22 protein-coding genes are annotated in these 23,359 nt (G+C 72.1%); 13 read left to right on the top strand and 9 right to left on the bottom strand.

The window, feature by feature from the left end; genetic code table 11:
- The first annotated feature begins 8 nt into the window (after positions 1-8).
- From ACIA8R_RS40030 to ACIA8R_RS40040, 3 genes are all read left to right on the top strand, one after another.
- Positions 9-1,376: an APC family permease gene (locus ACIA8R_RS40030; RefSeq protein ID WP_364086845.1), complete on the top strand. Its 1,368-nt coding sequence runs from the start codon at positions 9-11 to the stop codon at positions 1,374-1,376.
- Positions 1,373-2,377, top strand: coding sequence for an acetamidase/formamidase family protein (locus ACIA8R_RS40035; RefSeq protein ID WP_397042728.1), 1,005 nt, complete (start codon positions 1,373-1,375; stop codon positions 2,375-2,377). Before ACIA8R_RS40030 ends, ACIA8R_RS40035 begins: the two co-directional genes overlap by 4 nt.
- Before the next feature lie 71 nt (positions 2,378-2,448).
- Complete coding sequence (locus tag ACIA8R_RS40040; RefSeq protein ID WP_364086841.1) at positions 2,449-3,273, top strand: hypothetical protein; 825 nt, start codon at positions 2,449-2,451, stop codon at positions 3,271-3,273.
- Here the strand turns inward: ACIA8R_RS40040 and ACIA8R_RS40045 are convergent.
- Genes ACIA8R_RS40045 through ACIA8R_RS40055 form a run of 3 tightly spaced genes read right to left on the bottom strand, consistent with a single transcriptional unit; the run spans position 3,257 to position 5,405 of the window.
- On the bottom strand, positions 3,257-4,141 hold the full coding sequence (locus ACIA8R_RS40045) for a Gfo/Idh/MocA family protein (RefSeq protein WP_397042730.1): 885 nt from the start codon (positions 4,139-4,141) through the stop codon (positions 3,257-3,259). The genes ACIA8R_RS40040 and ACIA8R_RS40045 overlap by 17 nt on opposite strands.
- Positions 4,138-5,049: an NAD-dependent epimerase/dehydratase family protein gene (locus ACIA8R_RS40050; RefSeq protein WP_357694031.1), complete on the bottom strand. Its 912-nt coding sequence runs from the start codon at positions 5,047-5,049 to the stop codon at positions 4,138-4,140. The genes ACIA8R_RS40045 and ACIA8R_RS40050 overlap by 4 nt, the downstream gene beginning before the upstream one ends.
- A 2-nt stretch (positions 5,050-5,051) precedes the next feature.
- Positions 5,052-5,405: a YrdB family protein gene (locus ACIA8R_RS40055; protein ID WP_397042733.1), complete on the bottom strand. Its 354-nt coding sequence runs from the start codon at positions 5,403-5,405 to the stop codon at positions 5,052-5,054.
- A 117-nt stretch (positions 5,406-5,522) separates the two neighbouring features.
- Here ACIA8R_RS40055 and ACIA8R_RS40060 point away from each other — a divergent pair, with 117 nt between their 5' ends.
- Complete coding sequence (locus ACIA8R_RS40060) at positions 5,523-6,218, top strand: TetR/AcrR family transcriptional regulator (RefSeq protein WP_397042735.1); 696 nt, start codon at positions 5,523-5,525, stop codon at positions 6,216-6,218.
- Between the two features lie 72 nt (positions 6,219-6,290).
- Here ACIA8R_RS40060 and leuA read toward each other — a convergent pair whose 3' ends face one another.
- Both leuA and ddaH read right to left on the bottom strand, forming a co-directional pair.
- Positions 6,291-7,997 carry a 2-isopropylmalate synthase gene (gene leuA / locus ACIA8R_RS40065; protein WP_364086833.1) on the bottom strand — a complete coding sequence of 569 codons (1,707 nt, stop codon included), beginning with the start codon at positions 7,995-7,997 and terminating at the stop codon, positions 6,291-6,293.
- Between the two features lie 239 nt (positions 7,998-8,236).
- Positions 8,237-8,983 (bottom strand): dimethylargininase, encoded by a 747-nt coding sequence (gene ddaH, locus ACIA8R_RS40070; RefSeq protein WP_397042737.1) that lies wholly within the window; start codon positions 8,981-8,983, stop codon positions 8,237-8,239.
- 38 nt (positions 8,984-9,021) lie between these two features.
- On the opposite strand from ddaH, the gene ACIA8R_RS40075 reads away from it, so the two are divergent.
- The 6 genes from ACIA8R_RS40075 (at position 9,022) to ACIA8R_RS40100 (ending at position 15,858) form a co-directional block, all read left to right on the top strand.
- The gene (locus ACIA8R_RS40075; protein ID WP_364086829.1) at positions 9,022-9,267 is read left to right on the top strand and encodes a DUF2630 family protein; all 246 of its coding nucleotides are present in this window, start codon (positions 9,022-9,024) and stop codon (positions 9,265-9,267) included.
- Between the two features lie 57 nt (positions 9,268-9,324).
- Positions 9,325-10,299: a GNAT family N-acetyltransferase gene (locus ACIA8R_RS40080; protein WP_397042739.1), complete on the top strand. Its 975-nt coding sequence runs from the start codon at positions 9,325-9,327 to the stop codon at positions 10,297-10,299.
- Between the two features lie 26 nt (positions 10,300-10,325).
- A complete protein-coding gene (locus tag ACIA8R_RS40085) occupies positions 10,326-12,443 on the top strand; it encodes a glycoside hydrolase family 6 protein (RefSeq protein ID WP_397042741.1) in 2,118 nt (705 codons plus the stop codon).
- 107 nt (positions 12,444-12,550) lie between these two features.
- Positions 12,551-13,861 (top strand): MFS transporter, encoded by a 1,311-nt coding sequence (locus ACIA8R_RS40090; protein ID WP_364086823.1) that lies wholly within the window; start codon positions 12,551-12,553, stop codon positions 13,859-13,861.
- 9 nt (positions 13,862-13,870) lie between these two features.
- Positions 13,871-14,536, top strand: a complete 666-nt coding sequence (locus tag ACIA8R_RS40095) for a response regulator transcription factor (protein WP_397042744.1) — start codon at positions 13,871-13,873, stop codon at positions 14,534-14,536.
- Positions 14,533-15,858, top strand: coding sequence for a sensor histidine kinase (locus ACIA8R_RS40100; protein ID WP_397042746.1), 1,326 nt, complete (start codon positions 14,533-14,535; stop codon positions 15,856-15,858). Before ACIA8R_RS40095 ends, ACIA8R_RS40100 begins: the two co-directional genes overlap by 4 nt.
- On the opposite strand, the gene ACIA8R_RS40105 is transcribed toward ACIA8R_RS40100, so the two are convergent.
- Positions 15,849-16,748: a TAXI family TRAP transporter solute-binding subunit gene (locus ACIA8R_RS40105; RefSeq protein ID WP_397042748.1), complete on the bottom strand. Its 900-nt coding sequence runs from the start codon at positions 16,746-16,748 to the stop codon at positions 15,849-15,851. The genes ACIA8R_RS40100 and ACIA8R_RS40105 overlap by 10 nt on opposite strands.
- Positions 16,749-16,774: 26 nt before the next feature.
- Between ACIA8R_RS40105 and ACIA8R_RS40110 the strand changes: the two genes are divergently transcribed.
- Both ACIA8R_RS40110 and ACIA8R_RS40115 read left to right on the top strand, forming a co-directional pair.
- A complete protein-coding gene (locus ACIA8R_RS40110; protein WP_397042750.1) occupies positions 16,775-17,506 on the top strand; it encodes a Mut7-C RNAse domain-containing protein in 732 nt (243 codons plus the stop codon).
- 235 nt (positions 17,507-17,741) lie between these two features.
- The gene (locus ACIA8R_RS40115) at positions 17,742-18,311 is read left to right on the top strand and encodes a hypothetical protein (RefSeq protein WP_357694059.1); all 570 of its coding nucleotides are present in this window, start codon (positions 17,742-17,744) and stop codon (positions 18,309-18,311) included.
- 9 nt (positions 18,312-18,320) lie between these two features.
- On the opposite strand, the gene ACIA8R_RS40120 is transcribed toward ACIA8R_RS40115, so the two are convergent.
- Both ACIA8R_RS40120 and ACIA8R_RS40125 read right to left on the bottom strand, forming a co-directional pair.
- Positions 18,321-18,560: a DUF397 domain-containing protein gene (locus ACIA8R_RS40120; RefSeq protein ID WP_357694061.1), complete on the bottom strand. Its 240-nt coding sequence runs from the start codon at positions 18,558-18,560 to the stop codon at positions 18,321-18,323.
- Positions 18,551-19,324, bottom strand: coding sequence for a helix-turn-helix transcriptional regulator (locus ACIA8R_RS40125; RefSeq protein ID WP_357694064.1), 774 nt, complete (start codon positions 19,322-19,324; stop codon positions 18,551-18,553). Before ACIA8R_RS40125 ends, ACIA8R_RS40120 begins: the two co-directional genes overlap by 10 nt.
- A gap of 107 nt (positions 19,325-19,431) precedes the next feature.
- On the opposite strand from ACIA8R_RS40125, the gene ACIA8R_RS40130 reads away from it, so the two are divergent.
- Positions 19,432-19,872 carry an ATP-binding protein gene (locus ACIA8R_RS40130; RefSeq protein WP_357694067.1) on the top strand — a complete coding sequence of 147 codons (441 nt, stop codon included), beginning with the start codon at positions 19,432-19,434 and terminating at the stop codon, positions 19,870-19,872.
- On the opposite strand, the gene ACIA8R_RS40135 is transcribed toward ACIA8R_RS40130, so the two are convergent.
- Positions 19,869-23,321: a protein kinase gene (locus ACIA8R_RS40135; RefSeq protein WP_397042753.1), complete on the bottom strand. Its 3,453-nt coding sequence runs from the start codon at positions 23,319-23,321 to the stop codon at positions 19,869-19,871. The genes ACIA8R_RS40130 and ACIA8R_RS40135 overlap by 4 nt on opposite strands.
- Positions 23,322-23,359: the final 38 nt, after the last annotated feature.

Here is a 23,359-nt window from a genome sequence, read left to right on the forward strand (position 1 = left end):
AGCCCCAGATGAGCACTATCGAGCAGTTCGGCTACCGCCAGGAACTCCAGAGATCCTTGGGTTTCTCCGACCTGATGATCTACGGCCTGATCTTCATGGTGCCGATCGCGCCGTTCGGCATCTTCGGCAACGTCTTCGCCGTCTCCCACGGCATGGTCGCGCTCGCCTACATCATCGGCCTGGTGGCGATGGGGTTCACCGCGTTGTCGTACGCGCAGATGGCCCGCGCGTTCCCGATGGCCGGCTCGGTCTACACCTACGCCGGGCGGGGCATCGCCGCGCCGGTCGGGTTCATCGCCGGCTGGGCGATCCTGCTCGACTACATCCTCGTGCCCGCGCTGCTCTACCTGGTGGCCAGCACGGCCATGACCTCGTTCGTGCCCGGCATCCCCATCTGGGGCTGGCTGGTCGTGTTCGTGCTGCTCAACACGGTGGTGAACTACCTGGGCATCCAGATGACGGCCAGGATCACCAGGGTCATGCTGGTGGCCGAGCTGATCGTGCTGGCGATCTTCCTGGTGGTCGGCGTCATCGCCCTGGCCCAGGGCAAGGCCCAGACCAGCGCGTTCACCCCGATCTTCGAGTCCTCCTCGTTCACCTGGACGGTGGTCTTCGGCGCCGCGTCGGTGGCGGTGCTGTCGTTCCTGGGCTTCGACGGCATTTCCACGCTGGCCGAGGAGAACCGCGAGGGCGGCGCCCGGCTCGGCCGGTCCATGCTGGCCGCGCTCGGCCTGGCCGCCGTCCTGTTCGTGGTCCAGACCTGGGTGGCCGCGCTGCTCACGCCCAACCGGGAGACCCTGATCTCCGCGGGCGACACGACGGGCAACGCGTTCTACGACACCGCGGAGTTCGCCGGCGGCCACTGGCTGTCCGTGCTCACGGCCGTGGCCACCGCCGTCGCGTGGGGCTTCGCCAACTCGCTGGTCGCCCAGGCGGCCACCTCCCGGCTGCTGTTCGCGATGGCCCGCGACCGCATGCTGCCCTCGTTCCTGTCCAAGGTCGACCCGCGGCACAAGGTCCCGGTCAACGCGACCCTGCTGGTGGCCGCGATCTCCCTGGCCCTCGGCATCTGGATGAGCACGCGGAAGAACGGCATCGGCGAGCTGGCCTCGCTGGTCAACTTCGGCGCCATGACCGCCTTCCTGCTGCTGCACATCGCCGTGGTCGTGCACTACGTCTTCCGCAGGCGCAGCCGTAACCTGCTGATGCACCTCGTGGTGCCCGTCGTCGGGTTCGTCGTCCTGGTGGCCGTCGTGTACAACCAGAACGTGGCCGCCCAGTGGGTAGGCGGCATCTGGCTGCTGCTCGGTATCTTCGGCCTCGGCATCGCCTACCGCATGGGCCGCAGGCCCGTTCTTCCCTCGGAGGTCAAGTGAACGTCGTCTCCTACCACCCCTCGCCGGAGGAGCTCAGCTACACCTTCGGCGGCCGTGCCGCCCTGGGCAGGGTGCGGCCCGGGACGGTGATGGAGCTGTACACCGAGGACTGCTTCGGCGGCCGGGTGCGGACCGTGGACGACCTGCCGTCGCGGGTCTGCGAGTTCCCGTACCTGAACCCGGTGACCGGCCCCTTCCACGTGGAGGGGGCCGAGCCCGGCGACACGCTGGCGCTGCACTTCGTCAAGATCACGCCCGCCCGCGACTGGGCGGTCTCGACCACGTTCCCGCACTTCGGCGCGCTGACCGGCACCCACACCACGGCGACGCTCCAGCCGCCGCTGGAGGAGCGGGTGTGGCGCTACGACATCGACGTGGACAAGGGCGTGGCGGTCTACCACGCGCGCAACAGCGACTTCAGCGTCGCGCTGCCGCTCGACCCGATGCACGGCACGGTGGGCGTGGCCCCGGGCGCGAACGAGGCCCGCATGACCATCACCCCCGACGCGCACGGCGGCAACATGGACACCCCGGAGCTGCGCGCGGGCGTCACCGTCTACCTGGGCGTCAACGTCGAGGGCGGCATGTTCTCGATCGGTGACGGCCATGGTCTGCAGGGGCACGGCGAGGTCTGCGGCACGGCCGTGGAGTCGGCCATGAACACCGTGGTCGCGGTCGAGCTGATCAAGGGCGTGGCCACGCCGTGGCCCCGACTGGAGGACGACCTGCACCTGATGTCCACCGGCTCGGCCAGGCCCCTGGAGGACGCCTACCGCATCAGCCAGCACGACCTGGTGACCTGGACGTCGGAGCTGACCGGCCTCGACACGCTGGACGCGTACCAGCTCGTCAGCCAGGCGGGCCAGGCGCCGGTCGGGAACGTGTGCGACACCAACTACACCATGGTCGCCAAGCTGCCCAAGACCTACCTGGGAGCCCCATCGGTGTACGAGGACGTCCACGCCCGCCTGCGGGCCCTGGGCGCCCAGTACGACGCATGACAATCCCCCACTTAGGTAAACCTTGGTGTCGCAGGTCAGAGCATTGATCATCTTCCCCGTAGAGTGGGAAGGTGCTCAGGTTGGTACTGTCTCTGGTCCTGCTCGATCCGGCTGGCGTCACCGATGTCTCACAGCGCAGCGTCCCCGTCCCCCAGGTGCTGACCCCGGACGGCGACCGCCTGGGCTACGCGCCGGTCCCGCGCCCCTACACGGGGGCGCGGCGGCTGACCGGAGTGCTGCTCGGCCATGATCCCGTCACCCGCACCGACGTGTGGTGCGGGGGCGCGGTCATCGGCTCGCGCAGCCGCAGCCTGGTGCTGACGGCCGCGCACTGTCTCTACCACGACGGCCGGCCGCTCAGGCGGCTGGCCTTCATGCCCGGCTTCGACCGGGGGAACCCGCGGCTCGGCGTCTGGTCCGCGGTGCGGACCTGGGTGCCCGACCGCTGGAAGGCCGACCCCGACTCCCCCGACGTGCTCCCGTACGACGTCGGCCTGGTCGGGGTCGTCAAGGGCAAGCGCCCGCTGGAGGCGGTGGTCGGCCAGGGCCTGCCGCCGCTGCGCACGGGCCGGGGCGCCGGGCTGCGCGGGCTCGAACTGCTCGGCTATCCGGCGGGCAAGCGCTACCCGGGCACGCAGATGTACCGATGCCTGGGCGACGCGGTGGAGGGCTCGACGGTGGGCCCCGGGGTGATGGTCACCCGCAACTGCCACGCCGCCGCCGGGGGGAGCGGCGGCCCGGTCCTGTACGGCGACTCGGTGGCGGGGGTGGTCTCCTCCTCCAGCCCGTTGAGCGACACCGACGGCTACACGGTGCTCGCCCGGCTGGGCGGGACGACGTTCGACCGCATGTTCGCCAGGGCCGACGAGTCGATGCGGGTCAGGAAGCCAGGCTGACGGCCTCCTCGCAGATCGCGTGGGTGATCAGGGCGTCGTCGGCGCCGATCACCCGGCCCTCGCGGACCGCGAGCAGGAACTCCTGGCAGATCTGCTCGATGCCGCGCTGCCGGGCGACCGGCACCCAGTCGGGCCGCCGGGTGAGCATCTCGCCGCCCTCGTAGTCGAGGACGTCGCCGAGGTTGACCACGCGCCGCTTGATGCCGTCGCCCATGACCTCGCAGGTCTCCTCGCCGGCGCCGCTGACCCGGTTCATGACGCCGATCGCGGTGAACCCGGCGCCCGACAGCTCCAGGACGATGTGTTCGAGCAGGTCGCGGCGGACGCGGGTGCGGATCCTGGTCTCGGTGACCGGGCCGGGGGCGAGGAACCTGAGCGTGTCCACGACGTGGATGAAGTCCTCGAAGATGGCCCGCCGGGGCGCGTCGGGGTAGTTGTCGCGGTTCTTCTCCATCAGCACGAGGTGGCGGGGAAGGGCGAGGAGCCCGGCGTAGCCGGGGGCGAAGCGACGGTTGAACCCGACCATGAGCGACCGGCCCTCGGACTCGGCCAGGCGCACCAGGCGCTCGGACTCGGCGAGGCTGTAGGCGATCGGCTTGTCGACGTAGACGTGGATCCCGGCGCTGAGCAGCGGCTCGACGATCTCCGCGTGCGCCTCGGTCGCGGCGTGCACGAACGCGGCGTCGACCCCTGCCTTGATCACCTCGTCGACGCTGGTGGACCGGTCGGCGACGCGGTAGGCGTCCCCGAGCCGGTCGAGCCGCGCGGTGTTGCGGGTGCAGAGGTGGAGGTCGAGGGACTGGGCGGCGAGCACGGGAAGGTACGCCTTCTCCGCGATGTCGCCCAGGCCGATCATGGCTATCTTCATCCGTCGAGCGTAGCCCTCAGCGCGGCCTCCATCGGCGTAGGCGCGACGCCGAAGACCTGCTGAAACGCCGAGGAATCGAGCACGAAGGGCGCGGTGAACTGGTAGCGCACGTGCCGCAGCTCGCCGATCATGGGCGAGAACAGCCCGGACACCCGCAGCAGCGGCCACGGCAGCGTGCTCATCTTCGGCGCCGGCAGGTCCAGCAGGGCGGCCATCCGCGCGCCGACCTCGCGGAAGGTCATCGGGTCGTCGGTGGGCACGTGCCAGGGGCGGCCCCAGGCCCGCTCGTCGGCGCCCGCCGTGATCAGGGCGTCGGCCACGTCCGGCAGGTAGGTCCAGCTGTGCGGGACGTCGGCCGGGAAGACGAGCCGGACGGTCTTGCCCGCCCTGAGCGCCGGGATGAAGCGGGTGCCCAGGTGGGACTGGTCGGTGGCACCTGGGCCGAAGAAGTCCGAGCCGCGCACCTCGGTCGCCCTGATGCGCCCGGCCCGGTGGGCGGCCAGCGCGTCGTGCCAGATCTTCGCCCGCACCTGGGCCTTCGGGGTGGTGGAGGCGAGCGGCAGGTCCTCGGTCATCGGGCCGGTGACGGGCCCGTACGGGTAGAGGTTGCCCAGGATGGCGAGCACGGCCCCGCTCGACTCCGCGGCGGCGAGGAACGACTCGGCCATCGGCGGCCAGTCGGTGAGCCAGCGGTGGTAGGCCGGGTTGACGCAGTTGTACAGGACGTCGGCCCCCTTGCTCAGCTCGGACAGCCGGGCCTTGTCGGCGACGTCGGCGGCCACCCTGACCGTCCCCTCGGGACCGCGGCCCGAGCGGGTCACGACGACGACCTCGTGTCCCTGAGCGGCGAGCTTGGTGGCCAGATGCGTGCCGACCTGGCCGGACCCCACGACGACGTGCTTACCCATGATCAGACCTGCTTCCAGATGACGCGGAGCACCGCGTTGACGATGAAGACGGCGGCGAAGACGATCGCCGGGGTGACCCGGCCGGCGGCGTAGAGCGCGAGCGCGCCGCCGCCGAACCAGAGGATCTCCAGCACGGCGCGGGCCAGACCGGTAAGCGGGATCGTGGCGTTGGCGCCGCCCCCCGCGCCGAACAGCGCCCACGCGGCGATGAACAGCGCCGGCCCGCCCAGCCCGGCGAGGAGCTTGATCGCCCAGTTGGGGCTGAGCGTGAACCCCCAGTACGCCACCGCGCCCAGCACGCCGAGCTCCAGGAAGAACATCAGGACGGCGTTGGCGTTCTTGGCGAGGGCGAGCATGGGGGTCTCCTGTGGGGGTGCGCTGTTCGCTTACGAGAGCAATGCTCTCTCAAGAGAGCGGCAATCGTCAAGAGCAGTGCTCTCGTTTTTTGCTAGTGCTCTGATAATCTGCTGTCCATGACAGCCAGCCGTACCGCGCGAGAACGCGTGAGAGCCGAGCTCACCAGGGAGATCACCGACATCGCCCGCCGCCAACTGGCCACCGACGGCGCCGGCGGCCTGTCGCTGCGGGCCGTGGCGCGGGAGATGGGCATGGTCTCCTCGGCCATCTACCGCTACTTCCCGAGCCGCGACGACCTGCTGACCGCCCTGATCATCGACGGCTACAACGCGCTGGGCGAGGCCGTCGAGCAGGCCGAGGCCGCCTGCCCGCGGACGGCCCACCTGGACCGCTGGCTGGCCGCCGGCCACGCCGTACGCGACTGGGCGGTGGCCCATCCCCACGAGTACGCGCTGATCTACGGCTCGCCCGTGCCCGGCTACCAGGCGCCGCAGGACACCGTCGTGGCCCGCCTGCGCGACGTCACCGTGCTCGGCGCGATCGTCGCCGACGCCTGGAACGCGGGCGCGCTGCACCCGCCGGCCACTCCCGAGCCGCCCGCCGAGGTGGCCGCGGACGCCGAGAACATCCGCGCCCTGATGTCCGGCGTGCCCGACGACGTGGTGTGGCGGGCGATGGCGTCCTGGGCGACGCTCTACGGCTGGGTCAACTTCGAGGTGTTCGGCCAGTTCAACAACACGATCGAGCGCCGGCGGGCGGCCTTCGACCACGCGCTGCGCCTGGCCGCCGGGGAGTTCGGGCTCGCCACGTGAACGGCACGCCGCCACGACACGGCGAAGGGCAGGAGCGCGGTGCTCCTGCCCTTCTCCGCACGACCGGACGGTTCAGCGCGCGGCGCGGTTGACCGCCGAGATGATCGCCTTGAGCGAGGCCGTCGTGGTGTTGGCGTCGACGCCCACACCCCACAGCACCTGCCCGTCGACCTCGCACTCCAGGTAGGAGGCGGCCTTGGCGTCGCTGCCCGCGCTCATCGCGTGCTCGACGTAGTCGAGGACCCGCACCTTGATGCCGACCCCGGCGATGGCGTCGATGAACGCCGAGATCGGGCCGTTGCCCACGCCCGCGATCTCCCGGATCTCGCCGTCGAGGCGCACGTCGGCGCCGATGCGGTCTTTGTCGTCGACGGTCGACTCGTGGCGGTGGGCCATGAGGCTCAGGCGGCCCCAGCGGTTGGCGGGATTGGGCAGGTATTCGTCGCGGAAGATCTCGTACATGGCGGCGGGGCTGATCTCGCCGCCGTCGGAGTCGGTACGGGCCTGCACGACCTTGGAGAACTCGATCTGCAGCCGGCGCGGCAGGTCGAGCTGGTGGTCGGCCTTCATGATGTAGGCCACGCCGCCCTTGCCCGACTGGCTGTTGACCCGGATGACGGCCTCGTAGGAGCGGCCGATGTCCTTCGGGTCGATGGGCAGGTAGGGCACCGCCCAGGTGAACTCGGCCACCGGCGTGCCGGCCGCCGCGGCGTCGCGCTCCAGGTGCTCGAAGCCCTTCTTGATGGCGTCCTGGTGGGAGCCGGAGAAGGCGGTGTAGACCAGCTCGCCGCCCCACGGGTGACGCGGGTGCACCGGCAGCTGGTTGCAGTATTCGGTGACGCGGCGGATCTCGTCGATGTCACTGAAGTCGATCTCGGGGTCGACGCCCTGGGAGAACAGGTTCATGCCCAGCGTGACCAGGCAGACGTTGCCGGTGCGCTCGCCGTTGCCGAACAGGCAGCCCTCGATGCGGTCGGCGCCCGCCATGTAGCCCAGCTCGGCGGCGGCCACGGCGCTGCCGCGGTCGTTGTGCGGGTGCAGGGACAGCACGATCGAGTCGCGGTGCTTGAGGTTGCGGTGCATCCACTCGATCTGGTCGGCGTAGATGTTGGGCGTGGCCATCTCGACCGTGGCGGGCAGGTTGATGATGACCTTGCGGTCGGGGGTGGGCTGCCACACCTCGTTGACGGCGTCGCACACCTCGACGGCGTACTCCAGCTCGGTGCCGGTGAACGACTCGGGCGAGTACTGGAAGCGCACGTCGACGTCGGTGGCGTCGGCCAGCTTCTTGACCAGCTTGGCGCCCTCGACGGCGATGGCCGTGATGCCCTCCCGGTCCAGGCCGAACACGACGCGGCGCTGGAGGGTGGAGGTCGAGTTGTACAGGTGGACGATGGCCTGCTTGGCGCCCTCGATCGCCTCGAAGGTGCGCTCGATCAGCTCGGGCCTGGCCTGGGTCAGCACCTGGATGGCGACGTCGTCGGGGACGCGGCCCTCGTCGATGATCTGCCGGATGAAGTCGAAGTCGGTCTGGGAGGCGGCCGGGAAGCCCACCTCGATCTCCTTGTAGCCCAGGCGCACCAGCAGCTCGAACATCTGGAGCTTGCGGTGGGAGTCCATCGGGTCGATCAGGGCCTGGTTGCCGTCGCGCAGGTCTACCGCGCACCACCGGGGCGCCTTGGTGATGACCTGGTCGGGCCAGGTGCGATCGGTCAGCCTGATCGGCTGGAACGGCTCGTAACGATGGGCCGGCATGGGGCTGGGCTGCTGGGCGTTCATGTCTGCTGCTCCTCGTCGGTCGAGTGAAAGCGGCCGACGCGCATGACTGGCTCCGCGACGAGGGAGCCGGCCTTACAGGCCCTCGCCGCGGCAGCTAAGAAGCAGCCCGCGCAGCATGCCAAGCACGCTACCAGACGTCTCGGGATACGCCGCCCTTGATCTCACATCATGAGAGCCGATCGGTCAACCAATGGGAAAACGCCTGGTGGGGGCCGTGAAATTCCGGCTCGCCCTGTCCTCTAGTCCGGGATGAGCACGCTCAGGCAGGTGACGCAGCCCTCCAGCCGCTCGAATTCCGAGATGTCCACCGTCGTCACGGCGAGCCCGCGCCGCTCCAGCATCGCCGCCGTCACCGGCGCAGAGGCGGCCAGCAGGACGCGGTCGCCGCCCAGCGGCACCACGTGCGCGCCCGGCTCCTCCGGTGGTTCCAGCAGGCCCGGCAGCTCGACGCGACCGGGATCGCCGATGAGCGTCCCGTCGGGCAGGGCGGTCACCGCCGACTTCAGGTGCAGCACGCCGCGCAGGCCCACCGGCACGATCCGGCGCTCGGGCAGCAGGGCGGCGAGCTGGCCGACGCCCTCGTCGTTGGTCCGGCCCGACCTGCCGACGTACACGGTGGGGCCGACCTGGAGCACGTCGCCGCCGTCCAGGGTGCCGGGGCGGGCGATCCTGACGGCCTTCAGGCCGAGCTCCCGTACGGCCCGCTCCACCGACTCGACCTCGGGACGCCGGCCCGGCGCGCCCGGCCGGGTGAGCACGGCCAGCCGTCCCGACACCACCACGGCGTCCTCCACGAAGGGCGCGTCGGGCAGGTGGTCGGCGTCCTCGGCGTAGACGGGCCGCCATCCGGCGGCGGCCAGCGCCGCGACGTAGGCGTCATGCTGATGACGTGCACGCTCGTGGTCCACGGGTTCGCGCTCGATGTGCGTGACGATGCCCTCGGCGATCCGGGGGCCGGGCTTCCTTACCAGCGCGATACCAGACATAGGGCGTGTTCTATCACGCAGTCGTTAGAGTCTTGGGCATGCGGGACGACGAGATTCTCACCAGGATCAGCGCTCTGGTCACCGAAGAGCACGAACTGCGCGGCAGGCTGTCGGCGGGCGAGGTCACCTCCGACGAGGAGCACGCGCGCGTCAAGGAGCTGGAAGTGGCGCTCGACCAGTGCTGGGACCTGCTCCGGCAGCGCCGGGCCAGGCGCGGCGCGGGCGACGACCCCGACGGCGCGGCCGTCCGCCCGGCCGGCGAGGTGGAGAACTACCGGCAGTAGGGGCACCGGCGGTAAAACGGCTGGCCGGAGGCGGCGCCGATGCGATTGGCTGGACGGATGCACATCCAGCCAATCGACTTCGACCGGCCGGGCGAGCTGATGACGGGCCTGTACGACGCCTACCTGGCCGCCCACGCGCACGAGCCCGGCCCCAAGTTGTCACTCCTCCGCCTGTCCGTCATCGCCCGCCTGGGCCCTCCCGGCGACCGGGTCGAGACCTGGGTCCTGACCGACGGCGGCGAGGTCGCCGGCGGCTACAGCCTGGCGCTCCCTCAGCACGACAACCGGCACATGGGCTGGATCTTCCCGCTCGTGGTCCGGCCCGAGCTGCGCGGCCGCGGCCTCGGGACCCAGCTGTTCGAGCACGCGCTCGGCCGGATGCGTGCCCACGGCCGCACCCTGCTGCTCACCGAGACCCCCACCACCGGCGTCGGCGCCCGCTTCGCCCGCGCCCACGGGATGACGGTCGCTCTCCAGGAGGCCCGCCGCACGCTCGACCTGCGCACGGCCGACTGGGACGCGCTGCGCGGCATGCTGCCCGAGGTCCCCGGCTACACCGTCGAGCGCTTCGCCGGTCCGGCCGGGCCGGAGCTGCTGGCCGACCTCGCCACGGTGATGAGCGGCATGAACGACGCCCCGCGCGACGCCGACGTCCAGGACATGACCTTCAGCCTCGACCGCCTGCGCCTGCGCGAGGAGCGCGTCACGGTCGGCGGCGAGACCTGTTACACGATGATCGCCAGGCGCGACTCCGACGGCGCGCCCGCCGGTTACACGCGGATCTACCTCGCCGCCGACCGCTCCGACGGCTGGGGCCACCAGACCGACACCACCGTCCTGCGCGAGCACCGCGGCCATCGCCTGGGCCTGCTGCTCAAGATCTCCAACCTGCTGTGGCTGCGCGAGCGCGAGCCCCACCTGGAGCGGATCATCACCTGGAACGCCACGTCCAACGCCCACATGCTGGCCATCAACGAGGCCATGGGCTTCGAGTTGCTCGACGAGTGGGACGAATGGCGGCTGACGCTCTGACCCCTCGCCGAGTAACCTGACGAGTCATGACGTCGGAGGCGCTGAGGGACGGTGATCCGCGGCAGGTGGGGCGCTACGCCCTGCTGGGCCGGTTGGGCGAGGGCGGCATGGGCGTCGTCTACCTGGGCGAGGACCCCGGCGGCACGCGGGTGGCCGTCAAGCTCATCCACGCCAGGATGGCCTCCGACCCCGACTTCCGGCGGCGGTTCGCCCGCGAGGTGGCCGCCGCCCGGCGGGTCGCCCGTTTCTGCACCGCCCCGGTGCTCGACGCCGACGTACGGGCGGACGTGGCGTACCTGGTCACCGAGTACGTCGAGGGGCCCAGCCTCGACGACGCCGTGCGCGACTCCGGGCCGCTGAAGGGCTCGGCGCTGGACGGGCTCGCGGCGGCCATGGCGATGGCGTTGCGCGCCATCCACGGGGCCGGGGTCGTGCACCGGGACCTCAAGCCGTCGAACGTGCTGCTGTCCCAGGTGGGGCCCAAGGTCATCGACTTCGGCATCGCGCGGCTGGCGGACGCGGAAATGAGCAGCGCGATCGTGGGGACGCCGTCGTACATGTCGCCCGAACAGGTGGCGGGCTCGCCGGTCGGGCCGGCCTCGGACGTCTTCTCGTGGGGTTGCACCGTGGCCTTCGCCGCCGGGGGGCTGCCGCCGTTCGGGGCGGGGTCGGTGCCGACGATCCTGTTACGCATCGTGAACGAGGCTCCCGAGCTGCGCGGGTTGTCGGGGCCGCTGCTGGACCTGGTGACGGCGTCCCTCTCCAAGAACCCCGCCACCCGCCCCACGGCCCAGCAACTGATGGACCACCTCAGCACCACCACCCCCTCAACCGCCCTCCCCACCCCACCTCCCTCCGAGGCCCGGACTCCCCCTCCCCCACCCACCACCGACGGGCGGCGCACTCTTCCCCCTTCTCCCCCCGAAGGGACGGACGGGACGGCTCCCCCCGAAGGGACGGACGGGACGGCGGCGGGAAGGCGGCGTACGAGGCTGCTGGCGGCCTCCGCGGCCGTCGTGCTGGCCGCGGGCGTCACCACGGCCCTCCTGTGGACCCGCCACGACACCGCCACCCCCCGTACGACCACGCCCACCACCGACCAGGGAACCCCCGCCCGAACGACGACCCCCCGCAACCCCCTCCGCGAGAACGGCGTCACCTTCTACTCCGAGAAGGAGAAGGCCGCCGCCCGCCAGGCCGCCGTGTGGCGGAAGGACCGCCCGGCCGACGCCGCCCTGATGGACCGGCTGGCCGCCGTCCCGCACGCCGTCCGCCTGAACCAGCCCGAGGTCAGGGCCACGGTCGAGACCGCCGTGACCGCCGCCCAGGACGCGGGCGGCGTGCCCGTGCTCCTGATCAACTACATGCCGGGCGGCGGCGACTGCGCCGCCGTCGGCGCGGGCGAGATGCGGGTCTACCAGGAGTGGGTCAAGGGCGTCGCCCGCCAGATCGGCGACCGCAAGGCCGTGATCATCCTGGAGCCCTCCAGCCTGGTCAACCTCCCCGGCACCAAGGACTGCAAGCTGGCCGGCACGGCCGAGCAGCGCTACCGGGACCTGCGCGAGGCCGTGCGGTCGCTGCGGACCGGGCACCCCGGCACGGCCGTCTACCTCGACGGCAGCCAGGACCTCTACCCCGGCACCGAGATCATGGCCCGGCGCCTGATCGGCGCGGGGATCGACCAGGCCGACGGGTTCTTCGTCAACACCGCCTCCTTCCAGCGCACCCCGAAGGCCGTCGAGTACGGCAAGTCGCTGTCGGCCTGCGTCGCCGTCATGCGCAGGACGGGCGGCACGACCTGCCCGAAGGACGCCGACCCCGGCGGCGACCTGCCGCACTTCGTGGTGGACACCGCCAGGAACGGCCAGGGCTCGTGGACGCCGACGAAGAAGTACGCCGACCCGCAGGTCTGGTGCAACCCGCCGGGCCGGGGCGTCGGCGAACGGCCCACGACCGACACCGGCGAGGAGCTCGCGGACGCCTACCTGTGGATCACCCGGGCGGGCAGCTCCGGCGGACGCTGCCGGCGCGGCACGAACGGCGACAAGGACCCCGAGCGCGGCGTGGTGGCCCCGGAGAGCGGCGAGTGGTGGGCCGATCTGGCGCTCGAACGCGCCAGGAACGCGCAGCCTCCGTTGCGCTGAGAAGAACCCGATGTTAAGCGCACGTTAGATCTGAGCCGCCGACCTTGTCCGAACAACCTTCTGGGGAGAGGCTCTGGCCTGCATCCACTCCCCCCAGGAGGTCCTACATGAACAAAGCGCGCGTGCCGTGGAAGGCAGTGATCGGCGGCTCCGTCGGCAATCTGGTCGAGTGGTACGACTGGTTCGTCTACAGCAGCTTCGCCGTGTACTTCGCCGCTTCGTTCTTCCCTGACGGGGACGACACCGCCAAACTGCTCAACACCGCGGCCATCTTCGCCGTCGGCTTCTTCATGCGCCCGCTCGGCGGCTGGCTGCTCGGCCGCTACGCCGACCGCCGGGGCCGCAAGGCGGCGCTCACGCTCACCGTCACGCTGATGTCGGCCAGCGCGCTGCTCATCGCCGTCGCCCCGACGTACGAGTCGGCCGGTTACGCCGGCGCGCTGGTCCTGGTGGTCGCCCGGCTGCTCCAGGGCCTGTCGGTGGGGGGCGAGTACGCCGCCAGCGCCACCTACCTGACCGAGGCCACCCCGCGCGGCCGGCGCGGCTTCGCCTCCAGCTTCCAGTACGTCTCCATGACCGCCGGCCAGCTCGTCGGCCTCGGCCTGCAGATCATCCTGCAGAACACGATGTCGACCGACGCCCTGAACTCCTACGGCTGGCGCATCCCGTTCGTGGTCGGGGCCGTGGCCGCCGCCGTCGTGTTCTACCTGCGCCGCAGCCTGCTGGAGACGGAGGTGTACGGCGAGGAGGAAGAGGAGCACCGGGACAAGGGCACCATCAGGCAGCTCCTCGCGCACAAGAAGGAGGCGCTGCTGGTCATCGCCCTGACCATGGGCGGGACGGTCGCCTACTACACCTACACGACGTACCTCACCAAGTACCTGTGGAACAGCGCGGGCCTGGCGAAGGAGACCGCGACGCTGGTCAGCTTCTGCGCGCTGTTCATCTTCATGTGCATCCAGCCGCTGGCCGGGGCGTTGTCGGACCGGATCGGGCGCAGGCCGCTGCTGATCACGTTCGGGATCGGGTCGATGCTGGGGACCGTGCCGTTGATGAGCGCGCTGGGCGGGGCGAGCGGCTTCGGGGGCGCGCTCGTCCTGTCGCTGGCCGGCCTGGTCATCGTCACCGGTTACACCTCGATCAACGCCGTGGTGAAGGCCGAGCTATTCCCGACGCACGTGCGCGCCCTGGGGGTGGCGCTGCCGTACGCGATCGCGAACGCCCTGTTCGGCGGCACCGCCGAGTACGTCGCCCTGTGGTTCAAGCGCCACGACATCGAGTCCGGTTACTTCTGGTACGTCTCCGCCTGCGCCGCCGTGTCCCTGGTCGTCTACCTGACCATGCGCGAGACGCGCGACGTGGCGCTGTCCCGCAGCGAAGGCGCCGAGCCGTCGGATCCGGTCACCGCCCGCGTCTAACCTGGCCATATGCGGGTTCTCCTGGTCGAGGACGACGATCGTCTCGCCTCCGCGCTCACCACGGCGCTGGCCCGGCACGGCCACTCGGTCACCCGCGCCGGCCTGGCCGTCGACGCCCTCCGCCTGGCGGGGGGCGTCGACTTCGTACTGCTCGACCTGGGCCTGCCCGACATGGACGGGCTCGACGTGCTGCGCCGGCTGCGCCGCGTCTCGGCGGTGCCGCTCATCGTGGTCACCGCGCGCACGCAGGAGCGCGAGGTGCTGCGCGGCCTTCGTTCGGGGGCCGACGACTACCTGGTCAAGCCGTTCCGCACGGTCGAGCTGATGGCCCGCATGGAGGCGGTGATGCGGCGCGGCACGCGTCCGATGCCGGTGCGCGACCACGTGGTGTGCGTCGGCGACGTGCGCATCGACCTGGAGTCGCGGCACGTCACGGTGGCCGGGGAGCCGGTGACGCTGACCAGGCGCGAGTTCGACGTGCTGGCGCTGCTGGCCCGCGAGCCGGGCGTGGTGCGCAGCCGGGAGGAGATCCTCGACGAGGTCTGGGGCGACCCGCTGCTGTCGGCGTCCCGGTCGCTCGACGTGCACGTGGCGGGGCTGCGGTCCAAGACCGGGCGTCCGGGGCTGGTGGAGACGTTGCGCGGCACCGGCTACCGGCTGGGCTCGACGGGATGAACACGCGTCTGGTGGTCACGTTCACCACGTTGATCGTCTTCCTGATCGCGGCGCTGGCGGTGCCGCTCGGCCTGGCCTACGCCTCCCACCGGACCAACCGCCTGCTGCTCGACCGGCGCGCCGACGCCACCCGGTTCGCCGAGCTGGCCGACGCGGCGGCCCGCGACGACGACCGTACGGGCCTGATCACCGAGGTCTCCCGGTACGCCGACCTGTACGGCGCGGCCGTCCGGGTGCGCGACCGCGACGGCTCGATCCTGGTCTCGGCCGGCCGCTTCGAGGCCGACGACCGGGAGGCGACCCGGCTCGCGCTGTCCGGCCGCACGACCGAGGACCTGCCCACGGTCAGCCCGTTCGGCCCGGCCACGGTGCTGCTGGCCGAGCCCGCCGGACGCGACGCGCAGTTGTCCGGCGTGGTGCTGCTGGAGGCCCCGACCGGCCAGGCCCGGCTGGACGTGTCGCTGGTGTGGGGCGCGCTGGCGGCGGGGGCGCTGGTCGCGCTGGCCTATTCGGCGCTGGCGGCCCGGCGGCTGGCCCGCTGGATCCTGCGGCCGGTGACCGAGCTCGACCGCACCACGCGGGCCATCGCGCAGGGTCAGCTCGACGCGCGGGCGCATCCCGGGGTGGGCCCGTCGGAGCTGCGGCGGCTGGAGGAGCGCTTCAACGCGATGGCCGACGCGGTCTCGGCGGCGATGGAACGGCAGCGGGCGTTCGTGGCCGATGCCTCGCACGAGCTGCGCACCCCGCTCACCGTGCTCGGGCTGCGGCTGGAGAACCTGGAGCCGCACCTGCGCGAGGAGGGCACGGCCGAGTATGCCGAGGCGATGTCCGAGCTCGACCGGCTGGCGCTGCTGGTGGAGGACCTGCTGGCGCTGGCCACTGTCGAGGCGGGCGCGGGGCTGGCGGGCAAGGAGGTCGCGCTCGGCGGGCGGCTGGCGGTGTGGCGCGAGGTCTACGCGGCCAAGGGGGTGTGCCTGGTGGCCGACGTCCCCGCGGGCGCGCTGGTGCCGGAGGCGGCGGCCAGGATCGCCGACATCGCCCTGGACAACGCCCAGAAGTTCGTCCCCGAGGGCGGCACGGTGACGGTCACGCTCGACGGCGGGGTGCTGCGCGTCGCCGACGACGGGCCGGGGCTGGCCGAGGAGGAGCGGGCCGAGGCGCTCGGGCGGTTCTGGCGGTCGGGGGCGCACGCGAACGTCCCGGGCAGCGGGCTCGGGCTCGCCATCGCCGCCGAGCTGGCCAAGGCGTGCGGGGCCACGCTGCGGCTGCTGCCCGCCGTGCCGCACGGGCTGGTGGTCGAGCTGGCGCCGGGTCAGCCGTAGACCGAGCGGTAGTAGCGGGCCGCCCCCGGGTGCAGGGGCACGACGCCGGTGCCGATGGCGTAGCGCCGGTCGAGGCGGCCGCCGGGGGCCGACGGGGCCTGGAGGCGGTCGCGGGCGCGGAAGAGCGTCTCGGTGACGGTGTAGGCCAGCTCGTCGGGGAGCGTCGTCCGGCACATCAGGTAGCTCGGCGTGCCGACGGTCGGCACCTGCCTGGCCAGCCCGTACGCGCCCGCGGGCACGGCGGCGTGCTCGTAGACCGGCCCGTAGCGGCGGCGCAGCACCGGCACCAGCGACTCCAGCGGGACCAGCGCGATGTCGTCGAGCGCGGCGAGCGCGGGCGTCGGCACGCCGCCGGACCAGAAGAACGCCTCGATGCGGCCGTCGCGCAGCTCGGTGACGGAGGCGTCGAGCCCGAGCCTGGTGATCTCCGGCGGGGTGCGCAGCCCGGCGGCCGCCAACACGCGCGTCGCGGTCACCGCCGTGCCCGACCCCTCGACCCCGATCGACACCGGACGCCCCGCCAGGTCAGCGACGCCGGTGATCCGCGCGCCCTCGCGCACGACCAGATGCACGTAGTTCATGTACATCCGGGCCAGCGCGGAGACCGGCTGGTGGCGCACCCGGACCGCGTCGTCGGCGCTGTCGGCCAGCGCGAACCCGACGTCGGCCCGGCCGCCGGCCATCATGGTGAGGTTCTGGACGCTGGCCGCGGTCTCCACCACCCGCACGGTCAGCCCGTCGTGCCGCAGCTCGCCCGCCAGCCGCTGCCCGAGCGCGCCATACGGGCCGCCCGCCAGCCCGGTCACCAGCCGCAGCTCGGCGGGCCTGGCCGTGGAGCAGCCGGCCGCGAGCGCGGCGAGCCCGAGGAAGGCTCGGCGGGAGATGGGCATGATTTCACGGTATCCGGTCCCGCAGAATGGACAGCGTGACCGAACGGGACGCACGCCTGCGCATCGCCGCTGAGCTGAGGATGTTCCTGCCCGTGAGCCGCCGGCGCGAGTGGCATCGGGTGACCACCGACGGCACCTCGACGCTCGGCCATCACGTGGAATCGCTCGGCATCCCCTTGACCGAGGTCGGCCCGATGGTGTCGGACGGCCGCGGCGTGCCCCCCTCCCACCTGCTCGCGCCGGGCGAGGCGGTCGAGGTGCGGCCGATGCCCCGCCCGCAGCCGCTGCCCGCCGAGCCGCGGTTCCTGCTCGACGTGCACCTCGGCACGCTGGCCCGGCGGCTGCGCCTGCTCGGCGTGGACACCGCCTACCACAACGACATGGACGACCCGGCGCTGGTGGTCCAGGCCAACGAGGAGCGGCGGGTGCTGCTCACCCAGGATCGCGGCCTGCTGCGCCGCCGCGCGTTGTGGCTGGGGGCCTACGTCCGCGGCTCGCGCCCCGCCGACCAATTGCGCGACGTGCTCGAACGGTTCGCGCCGCCGCTGGCCCCCTGGACGCGCTGCACAGCCTGCAACGGCGTGCTCGTGCCGGTGCCGAAGGAGGAGGTCGAACCGCTGCTGGAGGCGGGCACCCGGCGCAGCTATGACGCCTACGGCCGGTGCGGCGACTGCGGCCAGGTCTATTGGAAGGGCGCGCACAGCGACAGCCTTGAGGAAATCGTGCAGTCAGCGCGCATTTGGGCCAATAACCCCTGATTCACGCTTGGTGAACGACCGTCAAGTTGATCTCAAAAACACCCTCGGCCGGGGGTTACGCGGACGATCAAGGGTATGAGCAGGGGAAACGGCATCACCCGAAATCGGGTGCAGGCCGACACCCTTCCACCCCGTTGAGTAAAACACTCTAATTCGACGTTTATCCCGAAAAAATGGGACACGTCGCGTTTCCGCGTATCCATCTCGCGGCGCACGATCGGGGGAAATATCGCACATGGCCAAGAACCGAAAGCTCGGCCACAGCGCCGGGTCCGCTCCACGCGTATGGAGCGCCAGAAGGAAGTGGGCGACCGCCATCGTCGGCATGGCCACGACGCTGGTGGGCCTGCCCGGCGTCGTGGCGAAGTACAGCCAGGCGCAGAGCGAGCGGGAGACGCCCCGGCTCGCCATCACCGCGCCCGTCACCGGCCCCGGGGCCACCGCGCCGCCCTGCCCGCTGGTGAGAGGCACCGCGACGCTGCCCGAGGGCACGTCCCTGCTGGTCGGGGTGCGCCGGACGACCGGCACCCCGCGCACCAGACGCACCCGCTTCTACCGCGTCGACACCGTACGGGCCTCGGGCCAGTGGGACGTGCCCGTCTCGCTCGAAGGCGGCGACCCCGCGATGGCCGGGGAGTGGTATTCGATCACCGCGCTCGCCGTGCCGACCGAGTGGAGCGACTTCCTGGAGAAGGTCGGCGGCACCCCGGGCGATCCACTCGTGGCCGCGTCCGCGATGCCGCCGCACGAGGGCGAGACGCCCTCCATCGAGGTCCAGCGGGACGCCGGTCCGGCCACCTGCTGAACCCCGCCGTCACGCGCGGTCGAACTCTCTCGCCTTCACGCCCGCCAGGAACGCGTCCCACTCGGCGGGCGTGAAGAACAGCTTGGGCCCGTCGGGGTCCTTGGAGTCACGCACGACGACCAGCTCGTCCTGCCCGACCTTGTGCTCAGGGCCGCCATGAACGTTCTTGAGCTCGGCGATCTCGACGCAATTGCCGCCGTTGTCACCGGAAAAACTGGACTTCTGCCACCGGGCGAAGCTCAGGTCCATCGTTCCACCATGGCTTTCTTTATCGTTTCAAGGGACATGCTCAAGGGCAGCGCCTCGGTACGGATGGCCTCGAACCGCTCCACGGCCGCCGAGACGTCCTCATGATCGCTCGTGGTGATGCCGCGCACCGCTGTTTCCGCGTACAACACCTCGGAGCCTCCGTCCAGGGTCGCGATCACGAAACCACCCGTCAAGCCGGAGTGCAACCCGTGCGGGAGGACCTGGATGCTGAGCCGGGGGGTGACCACGTCGAGCAGCCGTCGCAGTTGCCCCTTCATCAGCTCCGGGCCGCCGATGGGCCGGAACAGCACCGCCTCGTCGAGCACGCAGCGCAACGACGGCGGGTCGTCGCGGGCGAGGATCGCCTGTCTTTCCAAGCGGGCGGCCACCGCGGCCTCGTTGCCGCGCAGCACGGCGCGGGCGTACTGCTCGGTCTGCAACAACCCCGGCACCAGCAGCGGCTCGTAGGTCCGCAGGGTGAGGGCCGCCTGCTCCTTCTCGTGCCACTTGCCGAACCAGGAGGGGAAGATCTGACCCTTGCGCCAGTCGAGCAGGCGGCGCAGCGCTCCGCCGGTGGCCAGGGCCTTGTCGCAGGACTCGGCGAACTCGGGGCTGGCCGGGAGCTGGCCGGTCTCGACGCCGCTGATCAGGCCCTCGCTGAAATGGATGCGCTCAGCGAGTTGCCCCTGCGTCAGGCCCGCCGCCTTCCGGTAGTGCCGTAGCTCTCTGCCCCAGATCGCCTGGGGCGCGTAGAAGTCGACCATCTCGCCCTCCCCTCGCCCGAGTTCAACGCCGACGGCCCGGACTTCAAAGTCCACTCCTTGCGACCGAGCCACTACCGACCGTAGTCAAGTGGCGTCACGCTGGCCACATGAAACCCGAAAGTCCCGCCGTGACGCTCGCCGACCGGCGGCCCCTGCCGGACACGGTCCTCGGCGAGCGGTGGATGCCCCGGCATCCCGGATGCGTCTCGTCCGTCCGGCGGTTCGTCGGCGACCTCGCCACCGACCACGAAGCGTTGATGGAGGCCGTCGAGACGGCGCAGCTGCTCGTCTCGGAACTGGCCACCAACGCGCTCACCCACGACCCTTCGGCGGAACCCGTCCGGATCGTGGTGGTCAGGGAGGGTTCCCTGCTGACCGTGGAGGTCCGCGACTCGTGCACGGCCCTGCCCCGGATGGGCCAGGCGGACCCGCTGGCGGGGCGCGGGCGGGGGCTGGCCATCGTCCACCGGCTGTCCTACGGCTGGGGCTGGCATCCCGAGCCGCCCGGCAAGGCGGTCTGGTTCCAGGTGGTCGCCTGGACGTCCTAGCGGCACACGTCGAACGGCTCGACCCCCGGCAGGTACGCCCGCCACTCCGCCGCCGTGAGCGCACGGCGGGCGCGGACGCACACGGTCGCGGCCACGTGCCGCCGGTCGAGGTCATGTGTACGGAAGGCGCCGTCGTCGTCCAGCGTGCGCAACTTGGTCCCGTCGGCCGAGAAGCCGAGCCAGACGTTGTCGCCCGTCGACTCGGCCAGCCCGTCGAACACGACCCCGATGTGCCGCCGCGAGGCCACGTCCCACAGGCGGATCCGCGGGCCCTTCTCGTACGTGGCGATCAGCCGCCCGTCGGGCGACCAGGCCGGCAGCTCGAACTGCTCCGCGCCCGGCACGGTGGGGAAGGCGCCGAGCAGGGTCCGCAGGTCCCGGTCCCACAGCGTGATCCGGTCGGGATGGGAGAAGGCCACCTGACGTCCGTCGGGGCTGTAGGCGAAGGCGCCGCCGATCCGCCTGGCCTCGTCCCCCACCGGCAGCACGGTCCCGCCGACCGGGTCGTAGAGCCGCAGCTCAGGGCCTCCCATGAGCAGCCGCGAGCCGTCCGGCGCGAAGCTCATCGGCCCGACGCCGGACACCTTCGTGGTCCGCGTCCGCGAGGTCGCGAGGTCGCGCAGCTCCAGCGGCAGCGCCCCCTCGAACCTGGAGGGCAGCACGGCCAGGGTGCGGCCGTCGGGGCTGAAGGCGAGCGCGTCGGCCTTCTCCGCACCCTTCCCGGCCAGCTCGAACGCCTGCGTCTCCCGCCCGCCCGCGACGTCGAGCACGCGGACGCGGGGGCCGTCGCCGTAGGCCAGCCGCGTGCCGTCCCCGCTGAACGCCATCGCCGATCCCTCGCCCTTCCACGCGATCGGGCCGGCCAGGCGGCGACGGGTCGCCGGGTCGAGCAGTTCGAGCCGGTCGTCCCGCTTGACGGCCAGGACCCGGCCGTCCTCGCGCATCCGCAGGTCCGGCAGCTCCCCTTCGACCGGCGGGTCGAACAGCGTGGAGACGTCGACCGTGGTGACGCCGCCGGCCGCGTCCAGCAGGCGTACGGCCTTGCCCGCCAGGTCGTAGCGGACCTGCGTGACGCCGTCCGGCAGGGGCAGCCGCAGAGCGGTCACCAGGCTGTCGCGCGGCCGCAGGACGAGCAGGTCCCCCGGCCGCCACGTGGCCATGTACCGGCCGCCGAAGACCAGGTCCGCGGCCTGGGCGTTCTGGCCTTCGAACTCGCTCTCGGCGGTGCCGGCGGTCAGCTCGTACAGGTGGATCTTGGGTTTGTCGTGGCGGGGGACGTCCTCGATGACCACGAGGGCGCCGTTGTCCTCGCTGAACCTGGCCTCGACGGAGGTGCCGGTGCCGGGCAGCGTCGGCAGGTCCAGGCGCCTGCGGCGGCGCAGGTCCCACACCACGGCCCGCTCCTCGTCGTCGTCGGCGACGTAGCCGTAGCGGCCGTCGGGGCTGACGCCGTTCAGGATCGCGCCGTCGGGGGCGGTGAGGGGGGTGCGGGTGGCGACGTCCCACCATCGCTCGCTCTCGGAGCTGTACGGGACCGAGAGCCGGCGACCGGTGCGGTCGAACTCCAGCGCCCCGAACCCGCTCGCGTTGTTCGCGAACCGGCCGCCGCGCGGCCTGCCGGTGGCGGTGTCCCACAGCCGCACGCCCTTGTCGTCCAGGGCGGCCAGAAGACGGCCGTCGAGGCTCACGGCGAGGCTCTGCAAGCCTGGCCCCAGACCGGCCAGCTCGTGCAGCTCCCGACCGGTCGGGATGTCCCACAGGCGGGCGGTGCCGTCCGTCGCGGAGGCCAGGACGCGGCCGTCCAAGCTGAGCGCCTGCACGCTCCCCGCCGCCACGTTCGGCGCCACGAACACGTCGGTGACGTGCTGGGAGGCCGCGTCGTACAGCCCGCCCGCCGTCTCGATCAGCTCAGGAGCCAGCCGCCAGGCCGCCACGGAGAGCAGGCCGGCCAGCGCGGGCTCCAGCTCGCGCAGCCCGCCGGCGCGCAGCACCAGCTCCCTGGCCAGCGCCTCGTCCCGCTGCCGGGCCGACTCCCTGCGCAGGTACTCCGCCGTGCCGAGCCCGCCCAGCGCCGCCACCAGCAGCACCGCCAGCACGGCCGCGAGCAGGCCGCGCCGCCTGGTGCGGGTGCGGGCCTGCCCGGCGGCGGCGTCCAGGAACTCGCGCTCGCGCCTGGCCAGGGTGAGGTCCTTGCGCTCGGTGGCGGCCCATTGCAGCGTGCGGTCCAGGTGGGTGCCGTGGAGCAGGTCGGCGGGCTTGCGGCCGTGGCCGTCCCACTCGGCGGCGGCCTCGGCCAGGCGGCGGTGCACGGGCAGCCCCTCGCGGTTGCCCGCCAGCCAGTCGCGCAGCCGCGGCCACGCCTGCACCAGGCCGGGGGCGACCAGCTCGTACGCGCCGCCGCCCGTCCTCAGGATGCCCGCCGAGACGAACAGGCCCAGCATCGAGTCGACCGTCCTGGCCTCGGGCAGCTCCTCGCGCTCCACGGGACGCAGCCCGTCGCCGTCGAGCAGCCGCAGGAAGACCTCGGGCACGGCGGCCCGCTCGTCCTCGCTCAGCTCGCCGTAGAGCTCTTCGGCGATCGCCCCCAGGTCCGGCCCCGCCTGCCCCTTCAACTCCCCCGCCACGATCCCGCCACGGGCCAGGGGATCGCCGTCGTCCCGCCGGGGGCCCTCGCCCAGGAGGCGGAGCAGGAGGTCCCCGGCGGCGGGACGGGCGGCGGGGTCGCGGGCGGTGGCGGCCGACACCAGCGACGCCAGCTCCTCCGGCAGCCCGGCGACGTCCGCCTCGAACTCCAGCACCCGGCCCACGACCGCCATCGGCTCGCCCGGCTCGACCGCGTCACGCCCCCGCGCCGCGAACAGCACCACCATCCCCCACGCCCACACGTCCGCCGCCTCGGTGGCGGCGCGCCCGGTGAGCACCTCGGGCGCCATGTAGCCCGGCGTGCCCATGGCCGGCCCGCTCGTGGTCGGCCCGGCCTCCCTGGCCACCCCGAAGTCGATCACGCGGGGGCCGTCCGGGCCCAGGATGATGTTGTCCGGCTTGAGGTCGCGGTGCACGATCCCGGCCCGGTGGATGGCCGTCAGCGCGGTGGCGACCCCGATCGCCAGGCGGCGCAGCGCGTCCGCCTCGTACGCCCCCGTCCCCGCGGCCACCTCCCGCAGGCTCGGCCCCGGGACGTACTCGCTGACGATGTACAGCGGCGCGTCGTCCACCTGCGCCTCGATCACCCTGGCCGTGCAGAAGGAGGCCACCCGCTGGGCCGCCGCCGCCTCCTTGGCCAGCCTGGACCGCGACTGCGCGCTGTCGAACCTGGGCACCTTGACCGCGACGCGCTCCCCGGCCTCGCCGTACGCCTCGTAGACCACGCCCTGGCCACCGGCGCCCAGCCGTCCGGCCAGCCAGTAGCGGCCCAACCGGTGAGGGTCGGACGAGATCAGAGGAGCCATCAGATGTGCCATTCTGATCGACATCCCCTCCCAAAAGG

The sequence above is a fragment of the Nonomuraea sp. NPDC051191 genome, from assembly GCF_044455665.1.
Taxonomy (GTDB): domain Bacteria; phylum Actinomycetota; class Actinomycetes; order Streptosporangiales; family Streptosporangiaceae; genus Nonomuraea.

What these genes read in the sequence shown, in the direction of transcription:
- ACIA8R_RS40030 (WP_364086845.1), top strand. Translation starts at nt 9, where the DNA reads ATGAGCACTATCGAGCAGTTCGGCTACCGCCAGGAACTCCAGAGATCC.
- ACIA8R_RS40045 (WP_397042730.1), bottom strand. Translation starts at nt 4,141, where the DNA reads ATGAAGATAGCCATGATCGGCCTGGGCGACATCGCGGAGAAGGCGTAC.
- ACIA8R_RS40050 (WP_357694031.1), bottom strand. Translation starts at nt 5,049, where the DNA reads ATGGGTAAGCACGTCGTCGTGGGGTCCGGCCAGGTCGGCACGCATCTG.
- ACIA8R_RS40055 (WP_397042733.1), bottom strand. Translation starts at nt 5,405, where the DNA reads ATGCTCGCCCTCGCCAAGAACGCCAACGCCGTCCTGATGTTCTTCCTG.
- ACIA8R_RS40060 (WP_397042735.1), top strand. Translation starts at nt 5,523, where the DNA reads ATGACAGCCAGCCGTACCGCGCGAGAACGCGTGAGAGCCGAGCTCACC.
- leuA (WP_364086833.1), bottom strand. Translation starts at nt 7,997, where the DNA reads ATGAACGCCCAGCAGCCCAGCCCCATGCCGGCCCATCGTTACGAGCCG.
- ddaH (WP_397042737.1), bottom strand. Translation starts at nt 8,983, where the DNA reads ATGTCTGGTATCGCGCTGGTAAGGAAGCCCGGCCCCCGGATCGCCGAG.
- ACIA8R_RS40075 (WP_364086829.1), top strand. Translation starts at nt 9,022, where the DNA reads ATGCGGGACGACGAGATTCTCACCAGGATCAGCGCTCTGGTCACCGAA.
- ACIA8R_RS40080 (WP_397042739.1), top strand. Translation starts at nt 9,325, where the DNA reads ATGCACATCCAGCCAATCGACTTCGACCGGCCGGGCGAGCTGATGACG.
- ACIA8R_RS40085 (WP_397042741.1), top strand. Translation starts at nt 10,326, where the DNA reads ATGACGTCGGAGGCGCTGAGGGACGGTGATCCGCGGCAGGTGGGGCGC.
- ACIA8R_RS40090 (WP_364086823.1), top strand. Translation starts at nt 12,551, where the DNA reads ATGAACAAAGCGCGCGTGCCGTGGAAGGCAGTGATCGGCGGCTCCGTC.
- ACIA8R_RS40095 (WP_397042744.1), top strand. Translation starts at nt 13,871, where the DNA reads ATGCGGGTTCTCCTGGTCGAGGACGACGATCGTCTCGCCTCCGCGCTC.
- ACIA8R_RS40100 (WP_397042746.1), top strand. Translation starts at nt 14,533, where the DNA reads ATGAACACGCGTCTGGTGGTCACGTTCACCACGTTGATCGTCTTCCTG.
- ACIA8R_RS40105 (WP_397042748.1), bottom strand. Translation starts at nt 16,748, where the DNA reads ATGCCCATCTCCCGCCGAGCCTTCCTCGGGCTCGCCGCGCTCGCGGCC.
- ACIA8R_RS40110 (WP_397042750.1), top strand. Translation starts at nt 16,775, where the DNA reads ATGGACAGCGTGACCGAACGGGACGCACGCCTGCGCATCGCCGCTGAG.
- ACIA8R_RS40115 (WP_357694059.1), top strand. Translation starts at nt 17,742, where the DNA reads ATGGCCAAGAACCGAAAGCTCGGCCACAGCGCCGGGTCCGCTCCACGC.
- ACIA8R_RS40120 (WP_357694061.1), bottom strand. Translation starts at nt 18,560, where the DNA reads ATGGACCTGAGCTTCGCCCGGTGGCAGAAGTCCAGTTTTTCCGGTGAC.
- ACIA8R_RS40125 (WP_357694064.1), bottom strand. Translation starts at nt 19,324, where the DNA reads ATGGTCGACTTCTACGCGCCCCAGGCGATCTGGGGCAGAGAGCTACGG.
- ACIA8R_RS40130 (WP_357694067.1), top strand. Translation starts at nt 19,432, where the DNA reads ATGAAACCCGAAAGTCCCGCCGTGACGCTCGCCGACCGGCGGCCCCTG.
- ACIA8R_RS40135 (WP_397042753.1), bottom strand. Translation starts at nt 23,321, where the DNA reads ATGGCTCCTCTGATCTCGTCCGACCCTCACCGGTTGGGCCGCTACTGG.